11 protein-coding genes are annotated in these 12342 nt (G+C 50.8%); 1 reads left to right on the top strand and 10 read right to left on the bottom strand.

From position 1 onward, the window contains the following. Positions 1-555: 555 nt before the first annotated feature. The 6 genes from ACNSPV_RS03510 to ACNSPV_RS03535 form a co-directional block, all read right to left on the bottom strand. A complete protein-coding gene (locus ACNSPV_RS03510) occupies positions 556-1887 on the bottom strand; it encodes a GTPase (protein WP_348584607.1) in 1332 nt (443 codons plus the stop codon). A gap of 76 nt (positions 1888-1963) precedes the next feature. Continuing rightward, on the bottom strand, positions 1964-2260 hold the full coding sequence (locus tag ACNSPV_RS03515; RefSeq protein WP_339395505.1) for a hypothetical protein: 297 nt from the start codon (positions 2258-2260) through the stop codon (positions 1964-1966). Positions 2261-2346: 86 nt separating this feature from the next. Next, the gene (gene prfH, locus ACNSPV_RS03520; protein ID WP_348584605.1) at positions 2347-2937 is read right to left on the bottom strand and encodes a peptide chain release factor H; all 591 of its coding nucleotides are present in this window, start codon (positions 2935-2937) and stop codon (positions 2347-2349) included. Beyond that, positions 2934-4043: an RtcB family protein gene (locus tag ACNSPV_RS03525; RefSeq protein WP_348584604.1), complete on the bottom strand. Its 1110-nt coding sequence runs from the start codon at positions 4041-4043 to the stop codon at positions 2934-2936. The genes prfH and ACNSPV_RS03525 overlap by 4 nt, the downstream gene beginning before the upstream one ends. A gap of 15 nt (positions 4044-4058) precedes the next feature. Further along, positions 4059-5816 carry a DUF2201 family putative metallopeptidase gene (locus ACNSPV_RS03530; protein ID WP_348584603.1) on the bottom strand — a complete coding sequence of 586 codons (1758 nt, stop codon included), beginning with the start codon at positions 5814-5816 and terminating at the stop codon, positions 4059-4061. Positions 5817-5820: 4 nt separating this feature from the next. Beyond that, positions 5821-6879 (bottom strand): MoxR family ATPase, encoded by a 1059-nt coding sequence (locus ACNSPV_RS03535; RefSeq protein ID WP_348584602.1) that lies wholly within the window; start codon positions 6877-6879, stop codon positions 5821-5823. A 210-nt stretch (positions 6880-7089) separates the two neighbouring features. Here ACNSPV_RS03535 and ACNSPV_RS03540 point away from each other — a divergent pair, with 210 nt between their 5' ends. Further along, entirely contained in the window at positions 7090-7227 is a 138-nt protein-coding gene (locus tag ACNSPV_RS03540) for a hypothetical protein (RefSeq protein ID WP_348584601.1), read from the top strand. 487 nt (positions 7228-7714) lie between these two features. Here the strand turns inward: ACNSPV_RS03540 and ACNSPV_RS03545 are convergent, their stop codons facing one another. The 4 genes from ACNSPV_RS03545 to ACNSPV_RS03560 all read right to left on the bottom strand — a co-directional run bounded on the left by ACNSPV_RS03545 (position 7715) and on the right by ACNSPV_RS03560 (position 12250). Continuing rightward, positions 7715-8989 carry an SLC13 family permease gene (locus ACNSPV_RS03545; protein ID WP_348584600.1) on the bottom strand — a complete coding sequence of 425 codons (1275 nt, stop codon included), beginning with the start codon at positions 8987-8989 and terminating at the stop codon, positions 7715-7717. 392 nt (positions 8990-9381) lie between these two features. Beyond that, positions 9382-10008 carry a L(+)-tartrate dehydratase subunit beta gene (gene ttdB, locus ACNSPV_RS03550; RefSeq protein ID WP_005940583.1) on the bottom strand — a complete coding sequence of 209 codons (627 nt, stop codon included), beginning with the start codon at positions 10006-10008 and terminating at the stop codon, positions 9382-9384. After that, positions 10008-10907: a L(+)-tartrate dehydratase subunit alpha gene (gene ttdA, locus ACNSPV_RS03555; RefSeq protein WP_044953528.1), complete on the bottom strand. Its 900-nt coding sequence runs from the start codon at positions 10905-10907 to the stop codon at positions 10008-10010. The genes ttdB and ttdA overlap by 1 nt, the downstream gene beginning before the upstream one ends. A gap of 74 nt (positions 10908-10981) precedes the next feature. Beyond that, positions 10982-12250, bottom strand: a complete 1269-nt coding sequence (locus ACNSPV_RS03560; protein ID WP_348584598.1) for an SLC13 family permease — start codon at positions 12248-12250, stop codon at positions 10982-10984. Positions 12251-12342: the final 92 nt, after the last annotated feature.

Raw genomic sequence — 12342 nt, forward strand, 5'->3', positions numbered from 1 at the left:
CGGCAATGCCGGAGATGGGAGCATTCAAAATGCCCTCCGCGATGCTCTGGGCATCCTCAGCGGAAAAACTTTTCAGCAGAGCAAGGGGCTGTTGCAAAATATCGAGGGCAAAAGACGTTGAAAACTTCAGCAAAGAGCACCTGAAGCAGCCCAAAAGTTGAAAAAATCATCATAGATCCAGAGAAAAAAGTACAGCAAAGCTGAGCATCTGCGAAAAAACAGGTGCTCAGCTTTTTGCATTTTCAGTTCCGAAAAATTCTTTTGGCAAAAAGAGAGGGCTGGACAGTGCCAGCCCTCTTGACAAGGTTTTTTCATTCCATCACGGCTTTGATTGCAGCAAGCTGCTCTTTCAGGTCACCGTCTACACCCAGTGATTTCTCCTGGATTATTTGTGGGATGTACAGATTGCCCTTGTAAAAGGTGATATAAAACGCATCCGGTTCCGTGAGCCAACGCCAAACTCCAGAATCAACAGCTTTTTGTTATAATCTAATAGCTATTTTTATCTCACTCCATTACAGAGACCGTCCAGCAATTGGGGTGACACTTATCCGTTCAGTCCTCTTTACGGGATGCTTCAAATGTAGACTTTGCTTCTTCTATTGTTTTATCATCAATGTAGTAAGCAATCGCAGCTTTTCCGATTGCAGAGGTTCCCAGTGCGGCAATAGATGCGCTCACAGCCGATCCAGAACCGGCCCAAAAGACATTCAGAATTTTAGATGCTTGTTGCGCCAAAAGTCTGAAGCCATAACCTGCACCGGCAATTCCGCCCATGCTTAATACAAACTCTTTTGCTGTATCAAGTGAAATATCTCTTCCACTGAGAGATGCAATAAGGCAAACCAGAATGCCCTGTAGCAGTAGAAGGATATAAATGTCTGAAATAGGAATAGGAGAAAGTGCGACAGTTGCGGACATTGCAGAGAAAGATTTATTCAGTTGATTTGCAATTCGACGTACAACTTCTTGAAGCTTTAAGGCCATTCTTAACCCCATTCTAGCACTAAAATCAAGAATGGCCTTTTCTAAAATATTAAATAATTCCTCAATATGGTATCTTCCATCAAATGCGATTTGAAGATTTTCAATGTCAGATACGGGTAAGCTTTCAATGGAATCCGCATCGATTTCAGTTCCATCAGCTGTCATCCAGTCAATCAACGAGGAAACCGCAATGATGTCATCTATTTTCAGATTGTTTTTTACAATGATCTCTTTATAATGCTGAACTTGCTCAGCGATCTTTTTTGTTTTGCTCTCTGTATATTCATTCGGATTTTTGAGCCGTGAAGGAGCCATCTCATCGCACTTATTAACAACCGCCACAATAGGAAGCCGCATATTGTAAGCTTGGGCATATGATTCGCTGAGTTTCTTCAAGAAGTTCACATCGGAATCAACATCATCTCGATGCGTACAGTTTAGCATAAAGATAGCAACATCTGGAGAGAATTCTTTGACTTGATTGATCAGCATCTCCTCAGCCGAAATCTCTGCATTTAAATTGTCACTTTCTGCAATGCCGCGTGTATCGAGAATCTCCATTAGAGTGCGCTCGCCATCCTTGCATTGGTAGGTCTGAGCTGTCTCCGTGCAGCTTCTGGTATCACTGACAGGCGCAACGTATGCACCGCAGAGGGCATTGATCAGGCTGCTTTTTCCCACGCCTGTCCGCCCGATGAGGAAAATCCGGGGCGGACGGTGAGAATCCACGCCATCCATCAAATTTTTTAGCTCTTCATCACCAAGAATGGTATCTCTTATTTTCTGCCTGGCCTTTTCGGGAATCGCATCTGGAAGATTATCCAACAAGTCGCCTACCTTAGTGTAGAAGTTTTTCATATTCTGCAGTCGCTGTTCAATTTTCATCGAATCGTCTTTCATATTTCCTTTTCTCCTTTTTGCACGGACATCTTTAATCTCAGAACTTTTCTGCAAGATGCAATCAAAACTTTCTTTGTCAGGCGTATTTTTGAGCAAAAAGAATCAGACGGTCAAGAGCTTTTTCCATGCCGTTCAGCGTTCCCCATGCAATACGGACATCATTAGCATTCAAAATTCTGGCATGATGTGTAAGCTGGTTTTGTTGCAGACGATACCCGTTAAACTCTGCAAGCGTTGTCCAGAACCTATGTCCTCCCATTGTCGGCGTAGGAATATTAGGCATCTCAAGTTCAGCATTCAGAAATTTCAGCGCAATTTCAGGATGCGAAGCAATGAATTTCAGTGCTTCTTCGATTGCAGACGATTGTAACATTTGAAATCACCTTTCCTTTATACAATGGTTTGTTATTACGTCCATTATACTCTGCTAAGGTGAAAACCACAAGAAGCGGTTTTGAATTATGCCACTCGCTTAAAATACCGTCCTTCAAACTTTACCCGTGCATTTCCACGTTCCAGACTGGTATGCCTGCCCCAGTTCTCATTTCGGATAACAGCTTGTTTTTGCTGATTTTCACTTTGTACCATTTGCCGGAGGCGCGCCAATGCTTTTTGCTTATTCAGGTATTGACTGCGCTCCTCGGTACAAACACTGGCCTGTCCGGTCGGAAGATAAATCACCCGGACACCTGTTTCTACCTTGTTCACGTTCTGCCCGCCCTTGCCGCTGCTGCGAAAGGTTTCAAACAGCACTTGTTTCGGGTCAAAAACTTCAGTTTCGGCTTCCGTACAGCCGCTGAAATCCAGAAACCAGTTCTTGCGCTTGTGACCAATGCGGTAAGGACTTGGACAGACCCACTGCACCGAACCCACAAATTGCGATAGGTCGGTATCCGTCGTGATACGCACAGAACGATAGGTATTTTCGTAGTACCCCTGTGATGTTTCCAGCACAGAAATCTTGTAATGTTTTTGCAGGTAGGCCAGAAATTTTGCCACACCAAGCTCACACTCGGCAGGTCCTTGACCCGAACTGATTTGATAGATCATTTTGCAATTTCCTCACTTGCCTTAAAGTTGTAGATGGGCTTTGTCCGCTCTACAATTTTCACCGTAGGTTCAATCTGCCGGAGAATAGTTTCCATCGGCTTATAGGCCATCGGGCTTTCATCCAGTGTATTTCTATCAACGGAGCTGGTATAGATACCCTTCATCTCTTTTTTGTACTGCGACAGCGTAAAGCTGTTCCGTGCGTCTGCACGGCTCATCAGGCGGCCTGCACCGTGGGGAGCCGATTCATTCCACTCCGGGTTGCCCTTTCCGACACAAATCAGACAGCCATCCCGCATATTCATTGGGATCACGAGTTTTTCGCCCGCCTTTGCGGAAACTGCACCTTTTCGCAGAATCATCGAATCCAGATCAATGTAGTTATGGATGGTAGAAATGGTTTCTTCCACGTCCAGCTTCATGCCTTTGATGATGTCGTTGGCAATGGCTCTGCGGTTCAGTTCGGCAAATGTCTGCGTGATTTTCATATCGTGCAGATAATTTTCCATCAGGCTTCCCGCAGCATAAGCCAGCTCGAAGGGTGTACCCGCCGGGCACTGTTGAAAGGCTTCGCTCTGGTAAAACGATGCCACTTCCACACCAAGCCGCCGACTGCCGGAATGGATAATGAGCCAGTATGCGCCATCCGCCGCCTTATCAACCTCGATAAAATGGTTGCCACCACCCAATGTGCCTACAGCGCAAAGAGCCTTATCTTTCTGGACATGACGCAGACAAAGCAGCTCGTCCAGATCTGCTTTGTCTGCAAAATGATGCGGCACGGAGCGTGCCTGTTTTCCAGCTGGAATTTTATCGTGAATCAGTTTATCCAGCTTTTGTAGTTCCAGACGTTTTGCATGAAACTTGACTGCCAGCATTCCGCAGCCAATGTCCACGCCCACCAGACCGGGAGCCACACAGTCCTTGATAGTCATTGTAGTGCCGACTGCACAGCCTTTTCCAGCGTGAACATCCGGCATAATGCGGATGCTGCTGCCTTTTGAAATTGGACTGCCGCACAGTGCACGAATCAAACCCTCTGCACTGGAATCCAAAGTCTCTGCGTAAACCAGCGCAGAATTATAAGTATTTTGTATTGTAATCAAAGCAATGCCTTTCTTTTATTTCAGCCGGAACACCGGCCCTTTGGGTGGATATGGGAGCCGCTTGCCCCATGGAATCAGATAAGCGTGGTTGCGTCCCCGCAGATTGAGCCGGTCACAGGCTCCATCGGTAATGATGAGCAGCGGCGCATCTTTGGGGAAACACGTATCGCTTTCCAACAGGTCGATTCCGGGCTGTAAACGGGTGCCGCCGCGCCCTTTTACCTGAACGGCTCCGGCGATCTCTTCCGGGGTCATCATCCCCTGATCGTAAACAGCAGCATCACAGAAAATCACCCGGATCGCCTGCACATCTCTGGCTTCACTATAACTTGCGATAGAGCCAAGTGCTGCTACCAGCAGTCCACGGGACATGGAACCAGAGGTGTCCAGCAGCACCGCAAATGTCTGCTGTTTTTCCGGGTGCTCTTCCAGCCGCCATGCGGGGCGTGGAATATCCGGAGTGGAACTCTGCCGCCGACTGAGTCGCGCATAGGAACGGTGCTTTTCCATGACCGTAAAGTTTTCATCAAACCATTTGCCCAGTTCCACATCCCACGAAATGGGCGGGCGGGACAGCGCATGGATTTCTTCGATCAGCCCAACAGGCAGATAGCCGCGGTTCTGTTGGGTGTGATATACAAGCCCCTGCTGCAAGGCAGAACGATAGACAGAATCCAATTTGCTGCCGTTCAAATCTACCCCTTCTGAGCCATCGCCATAAAGCAGATCACCCGGATTTTCTTTCAGGTACTGCCGGATATTCTCACAAATTTGGTCATAGACCGCTTCTGCGGACATCCCATGAAACTGGTTATCGAACAGTGCTGACTCTGGCATACAGCCCACTTTCATCTCACAGAGCCAGTCATTCACCACATAGTCACAGGCAACATTCCAGAGTTCGGGTATTCTATCTTCACAGCGCAGGTCGTGGCGCAGAGCCGCATGAAGAAATTCATGCGCCAGCACGAATTTCCACTCTTCCAGATTCAGGCGGCAGCGAGGATTGATATAGATTTCGCCCAGTTGCGGGCTGACTGCTGCAACCGGAATATTCAGCCGGGAAACAACATCTCCGCTGTCTACGATACGGAACGCCGAGGCCACTGCACCCAGCAACGGAAAACTGGACAAAAACCAGTCTCGTGCCTGTAAATAGACAGGCTGCATCCAGTAATGCTGATGTCCGGTAGAGATTCCCCTGGATTCCATCAAGGTCTTCTGCATGGATGCCTGAAGGGACTGAGCAAAAATTTCTGTATAATCCGTTTTGATGTCGTCCCGGTTCCACACCATATCGGGTCTGCCGCCTGTCATGGTACTGAAAATGCCTCCAGAAACCGAGGCGGTCTGTAATTGCTGGAATGCCTGTTCTTCCTCTTTGACCGGAAAGGGCAGCTCCTGCTGAAACTCCGGCGGCGGTGTGCCGATATGGCTGTCCTTCAGGAAGCGTGCAATGACCAGATCACAAGCCATATTCCAACGGGTATCTTTCATACGCTCTTTCTGAAAATGTCCGAAGCCAAGATGCAATAGGCAGTGGCTTATGATATATTCCCACTCTCCAACGGATGCTTTCCGGTGCGGATTCAGATAAATGTCCCCATCGTTTGTGCTATACGCCCAGTCTGCTTTTGCCATGGGATAACGTTCAGAACAGTACACACGCGTGCAGTATGCAAGCCGGAACAGCGGGCCATTCTCAATTTTTTCAACCGCCTTTCGCCATGTGGGGATGCTGTCCTGCTGCGTTTTTTCCTTTTTTTGGCCCATATCGTCACCCCATCTTCTTTTTGGTCAGTGCGGGCAGGTCACGGGTCACTTCCACGATGAACCACGCAGGAAGCGTTTCGCCATTCTCTGGGGTAATGGCCATCTGTGCGATTTCCAGACTGATGCCCGCCAGCTCAACCAGCAGTTCCTTTGCGCGCAGTGTGAGGGTCTGCGTGGCAGAAGTGAGTTTGCTACGGTTGCGGGGCAGTTCTTTCAGCAGCTGTGCCCGGAAGCTCTGCGACAGAAAGTAGAGCACATCACGCTCTTCCGGTTCATCTGGCCAATTCTGCGTTCCATTGATGATTTTCGTGATAGAATATGCCTGCCGCACCTGCCGGACATAGGCCACAAACTGTGCCGCATGAGCAGCGGTCAGACAGCCGTTTGCCAGAACCGCCAGTTCCTGTTCCGAAATAGAATCGCCGTAACTGATAATGGCATCGCTGAGCATGTGCCAGCTGCGGGGAGAAGAAAAGGGCTCTTCCGTTTTGGAAGGCTGACTCCACAACTGGTCGGGGCGGAAACAAATATAATCGTATACATAAGGGTGAATGCCATGTCCTGCGGCCCATTCCAGCCAGATACGGCTGTCAGCGCGAAGCTCAACATGGAACATCCGGTTGAGTAGCGCAGAGGACATAGGCCGGGTGATGGCGTTGTCCTGCGCACGGTTGCCTGCACCGATCACGATAGAACCTTTGGGCAGGTGATATTCCCCGATGCGGCGTTCCAGAATAAGGGAATAAAATGCTTTCTGTACTTCCTGAGAACAGGCGTTCAACTCGTCCAGAAACAGGCAATAGGGTTCTTCCTGCGCAATCATTTTAGGCGGGCAGAACACGCTGCGGCCATTTACGATCTGCGGCACACCGATAATATCTTCCGGCGCAAGCTGACTGCCCAGCAGAGAAACGCAGGGCAGTCCCATATCTGCGGCGAACTGCTCTACAATGGCCGACTTACCGATGCCGGGAGCTCCCCAGATAAAAACAGGGCGAACGATGCCAACATTCAATAAAATATCCAGAAGCTGTTTCTGGTCAACCGATACTGCGAGATTCAAAGTAATCTTACCTCCATAATTTTTCGGATGGTGTTCTTTCTATCATTCAAAGATTTCATCTTGTTGCTTCTCCTTTCCCGTTTGTTTGAGGACAGTATAGCAAAGCAGGATGACAAAATCTGTCACCCTGCAAACTTATACTATTGTTATCCTGAGATTGTTTTTTAAGGGAAATTTCGTATACTGAACATAAAAAACGAGGGAGAAAGCATGGACTATTCTAAAAATGAGCGGATATACGATTATCCTGCTATTTTCCGTATTAACCGCATCCCATGCAGACGGTCTTTCGATTTTCAAGGTGCGGTGCTGGATTTGGCAATAAAAAATCGCCACACAACAACCTGAACCTGACCATCCCTTCCGGGATGGCCTTGGTTCGGGTTTGCTATGTAGCGATAAGAAAGTCAAAAACTTGCTCCGGCTCCTTCGGGAGCCGAGCTGGAACTCTAAGTAAATATGTTATATTAAATTGTTGGAATAGGTTACCACAAAAATCGAGCCATGTCAACGTGAACTTGTCGGGGCAAGGCCCCTCCATCTTGCTACGCAAGACCGTTCTGTCGCTTAAAAGCCCCACCGGGGACTTCATTGCTGCGCTACGCTTCGAAAACGCGAACTTTTGAGAACACGCTGATTTCGGCAGCTTGCAAGAAAACACAAGGGAAACTTTGGCAAAAAGAGAGAGGGCCGGACGGTGCCAGCCCTCTTGACAGAATTATGAGATGCTCAAAAATTTCTGCTGCTTTTATTGCGGTTTTCAAAAATAGCGCCGAACAGAACGGCATATTTATGATATGCAGTTTGCGGATACTACTGCGGTGGGAAAATAGAATCAGGCAAAAGGATAAAGTGTCGGCAGGAAAAATACGGACACGACAATGAGGATGAGCGCCAGCGGGGTACCACACTTGAGATAATCCTTCAAGGTGTAGCCGCCCGGCTCGATGATCATGATCTGGCAGGGAGCTGCCATGGGGGTCATGATGGACACACAGCTGGCTGTGATCACGCCGACCACGGCAGCACGGGGGTCTACGCCCATGCGGATACAGGCGGAAGTGACCAGTGGGATGAAGATGGTCAGGGTAGCCAGATTGGACATGACCTGTGTCAGAATGAAGGGAACAAGGAAGAACACCAGCATAATGATGTACGGATTGGTGGTATCGCCCAGCAGGCGGATCATCCAGTCTGCCACCACATCGCCTGCACCGGTGGTCTGGATGGCGTCCGACAGAGCCAGCACACCGGCAAACAGGAAAATGGTCGGCTGGTGGATGGAGTTGAGGGCTTCCCTCTCGGTCAGCACACCCGTCAGCACCAAATCGGCAGCGCCGATGCAGGAAGTGAGATACATCTTGACACCAATGACATTTTCCAGCAGCATCATTGCAATGGAGACCAGAACGATCAGGACAGCCAGTTTGCGCTTGAAGGGGCTGAGTTTTTCGCTCTCAGAAGCCGTATGTGCTGCATCTGAAAACTGCTCGTTGGGAATATCCGGCATCAGCTTATAGCCAACAAAGGTCATGTACAGGATGGCAATGGTCAGCATCGGGATGCGCGCAATGGTGAAATCCCAGATGTGCAGCGGTGTCGGTGCGCCGGCCTGCATCATGACATCGTTCCATGCCATGTTGGAAGCACCCTGACCGAGAAAGGTCATCTGGGTGGCAATGTTGGCACAGGCCATAGAAGGATACAGCAGCTTGCTGCGGCTCACGTCGATGTCGTTCGCAATGCCTACCAGCAGAGGGATCATGATAGCGGCAGTTGCGGTGGCACTGGTGATGGCACCCAGAAACGCACCTGCCACGCAGGAAAGAAAGATCAGCATCCGCATATTGTCCTTGTAGCGGATGACCAGACTCTGGGCTTTGTCAATCAGGGGCGTTTTGGTCAGCCCTGCACCGATGACGAACATGGCTACGAACATGACCACGTTCGTGTTGATGAAGCCGCCAAAGGCCTCGGCAGGGGTCTTGATGCCGGTGAGGATCAGCGCCAGAATGATGCCGGTAGAAATGACCGAGAACGGGACTTTACCGGATACAAAGGCGATGATCGTTACAAGCAGGATGACCAGTGTGATCTCCAATGGGCTCATTTGGGTTGTCCTCCTGTGGATTACTTCCACCTTGCAGATGCAAAGCAGGGATTTGTTATACTTTTGTCGAAAAACACAATTTTCCAAAAGATCTTTATATAAGGTGTGTAGAACAAAAAGAACGGCCAAGATCTTCTTTGTCTGCATTTTTTCCGTGCACATATTTGACCGCAAATAGCAACACCCCGGATGTTGATATGGCAGACAGCATCCGGGGTGTTTTGCGGAGAAGCAGGATAAACAGGGTAATGAAGATAGGAGTAAATGATAAGAAGTCTGTTGGATCTGTGAAAGCAAATATGGTTGTTAGAATTAACGTGATAGTGAGTTCATTTTAGGAGAAGAAGCTTTTGATGGATGGTTGCTCTCCGCAGGGTATAGGCAGTTGGATCTTATTTGATGAAGCCAACGTGCTTGCAAATTTCCTCGACGGCCTTATCCTTGCGCTGATTGAAGATGACCTTGTTCTCTTCGAACAGGTTGCGACCCTCAGCGTCGATGGAAACGATCAGGGGGCCAAACTCGTTAACATGGCAGTGCCACAGAGTTTCCGGCATACCGAGGTCACGCCACTGGGCCTCGACGATCTCCTCCACCTCGGTGGCAGCCACAACGGCGTTACCGGCAGGGAAAACACAGTGGATGGCACCGAACTCCTTGCAGGCGCGCTCGGTGTTGGGGCCCATGCCGCCCTTGCCCACGATGACGCGGACACCGGACTTCTGCACGAACTCATACTCGAACTTTTCCATACGCATGGAGGTAGTGGGGCCCACAGACACCATCTCGAACTTGTCGTCCTCCAGAGGGCGAATGATGGGGCCGGCGTGGAAAATGGCAGCGTCCTTGACATCCACAGGCAGCGGGCGGCCCTCTTCCACGAGGCGGCGGTGCGCCACGTCACGGCAGGTGGTCAGGTCGCCGTTCAGGTAAACGACATCACCGATATGGATGTCCTTCAGGTCCTCTGCGGAAACCGGAGTAGTAAGGATCTTCTTTCCGTCTTTAATGGTCAGCATTACAAAGTCACCCCCGAATGAGTATCAATGGTGTAGTTCAGATCTTTATCAAAAATGATGTGGCCGCGGCGATGGCTCCAGCAGCCCACGTTGACGGCAACGCCGATGGCAGAAGGATGGCGGGCAGTGTTCTCAATGTGCACGCCCATGACGGAGTACTTGCCGCCCATGCCCTGAGGACCAAGGCCGATGGAGTTGATGCCGTCCTCCAGCAGCTTCTCCATATAGGCTGCGCGCTCGTTCTCGTTGTGGCTGCCCAGAGGACGCATCAGAGCCTTCTTGGACAGCAGAGCGGCGGTCTCAACAGAGGTGGCAACGCCCACGCCCACCAGCAGCGGAGGGCAGGCATTGATGCCGTAGCTGGTCATGACATCCATGACGAACTTAGTCACACCTTCGTAACCTGCACCGGGCATCAGAACCATGGCCTTGCCCGGCAGGGTGCAGCCACCGCCTGCCATATAAGCGTAGATCTCACACTTGTCGCTGTTCGGGATGATATCCCACCACACGGTGGGAGTGCCCTTGCCCACGTTCAAACCGGTGTTGAACTCATCGAAGGTCTCAACACTGTTGTGGCGCAGAGGTGCTTCGAAGGTGGACTTGACCACAGCCTCCTTCAGCAGACCCTCCACCTCACCGATGAGGGGGAAGTCCACGCCGCACTTTACCCAGAACTGCAGCACACCGGTGTCTTGGCAGCTGGGGCGGTTCAGCTCCTTGGCCAGCTTCTGGTTGCGCTTCATGGTCTCGTAGATGACCTTGGACAGAGGAGCATCCTCCTGTGCGCCCAGCTCATCCAGCTTTTTGATGATGTCGTCCGGCAGCACCTTGGCGATATGGCTCACAAAGTTTGCCATATAGGTCGTCATCTGCTGCACCTGTTCCTGTTTGTTCATTCCATTTCCTCCTTGAATGATTTGGCTTTGGTACATTTGTGCGTTTGCTTCACTTATTCAACGCTCTGCCCGTATTACTGCGGGAAGAACGGAAATGCGATGGGAAGGATCACCATGCTGACGACCGTTGCGATGAGAATGAGGGGCAGGCCAGCCTTGGCATAATCCTTAAAGGTGTACCCGCCGGCAGAAACCACCATGGTGTTGGCGGGCATACCGATGGGCGTCGCGTAAGCGCAGGAGCCGCCGATGACACAAGCCATCAGGACTGCGCGGGGGTCGGCACCCATGCCCTGTGCGATGCTCAGGCAGATGGGAACCATCAGGGCGGTAGTAGCAGTGTTGGACATGAAGTTGGTCATGACGCAGCAGAGCAGGAAAACCACCAGAGTCAGGACGTAGGGAGAGGGATTCTCGCCCAGAGCACCAATGACGATGTTTGCGATCTCTGCGCCTGCCCCGGTCTTATCCAGTGCAGAGGCCAGAGACAGCGTACCACCGAAGAGGAAGATGGTCTTGAGGTCGATGGACTTCAGGGCGTCTTTCTCGGAGATGACACCGGTGAGGATCAGAGCCAGCGCACCGATACAGCCGGTGATGTTGAGCTTGATTCCGATCTGCTTTTCAAAGATCATGCCCAGCAGGGTGAGCACGAGGATGACAAGGGAGAGCACCTGTTTCCACTTGGGAACATTGCTGAAGTCCTGCTCGCCGCTGAAGGAGTCATCATCGGAGACGGGGTGGTTGGGCAGCAGCTTCATGCCAAGGGTGGCGTAGAAGAGGATGCCGGCGGCGAGGATGGGCAGGCCCACGATAGCGTACTCGAAGAAGCCGAAGGACATCCCGATCTCACCCAGAGCACTCTGGGCGATGAGGTTGCCCGGTGCGCCGATGAGGGAAAGGTTGCCGCCCATGGCCGCTGCAAATACCAGCGGCATCAGCAGCTTGGAGCGGGCATAGCCGGACTTTGCCGCAATGCCGATGACCACGGGGATCAGGACGGCGGCGGTACCGGTGTTGGAAAGGAAGCCGCTCATCAGGCCAACGATGACCATGATGGCCACGATGAGGCTGCGCTCGGATCTGGCAAAGTGGGTAACAATGCCGCCGATCTTGTTGGCCATGCCTGTTTCAAACAGTGCACCGCCGACAATGAACATGGCGACAAAGAGGATGACGTTGCTGTCGATGAAGCCCGCAAAAGCGGTCTTGACATCCAGCACGCCGGTAACGACCAGACCGATACAGACGATCATGGACGTTACGCCGAGGGGGATCTTCTCAAACACGAACATGACGACCGCGAAGAGAAGAAAGAGTAGGGTGATAGTTGCTGCTGACATACCGGGGAATCCTCCTTTAATGAAATATAATGTATCCATTTCATCAGAGCAAAACAGCCTTGACTTTCGGAACGCCCCAGCTGCACCTCGTT

The organism is Faecalibacterium sp. 3 (genome assembly GCF_048323735.1).
GTDB classification, from domain to species: Bacteria; Bacillota; Clostridia; order Oscillospirales; family Ruminococcaceae; genus Faecalibacterium; species Faecalibacterium wellingii.

What these genes read in the sequence shown, in the direction of transcription:
- prfH (WP_348584605.1), bottom strand. Translation starts at nt 2,937, where the DNA reads ATGATCTATCAAATCAGTTCGGGTCAAGGACCTGCCGAGTGTGAGCTT.
- ACNSPV_RS03560 (WP_348584598.1), bottom strand. Translation starts at nt 12,250, where the DNA reads ATGTCAGCAGCAACTATCACCCTACTCTTTCTTCTCTTCGCGGTCGTC.
- ACNSPV_RS03515 (WP_339395505.1), bottom strand. Translation starts at nt 2,260, where the DNA reads ATGTTACAATCGTCTGCAATCGAAGAAGCACTGAAATTCATTGCTTCG.
- ACNSPV_RS03510 (WP_348584607.1), bottom strand. Translation starts at nt 1,887, where the DNA reads ATGAAAGACGATTCGATGAAAATTGAACAGCGACTGCAGAATATGAAA.
- ACNSPV_RS03540 (WP_348584601.1), top strand. Translation starts at nt 7,090, where the DNA reads ATGGACTATTCTAAAAATGAGCGGATATACGATTATCCTGCTATTTTC.
- ACNSPV_RS03530 (WP_348584603.1), bottom strand. Translation starts at nt 5,816, where the DNA reads ATGGGCCAAAAAAAGGAAAAAACGCAGCAGGACAGCATCCCCACATGG.
- ACNSPV_RS03545 (WP_348584600.1), bottom strand. Translation starts at nt 8,989, where the DNA reads ATGAGCCCATTGGAGATCACACTGGTCATCCTGCTTGTAACGATCATC.
- ttdA (WP_044953528.1), bottom strand. Translation starts at nt 10,907, where the DNA reads ATGAACAAACAGGAACAGGTGCAGCAGATGACGACCTATATGGCAAAC.
- ttdB (WP_005940583.1), bottom strand. Translation starts at nt 10,008, where the DNA reads ATGCTGACCATTAAAGACGGAAAGAAGATCCTTACTACTCCGGTTTCC.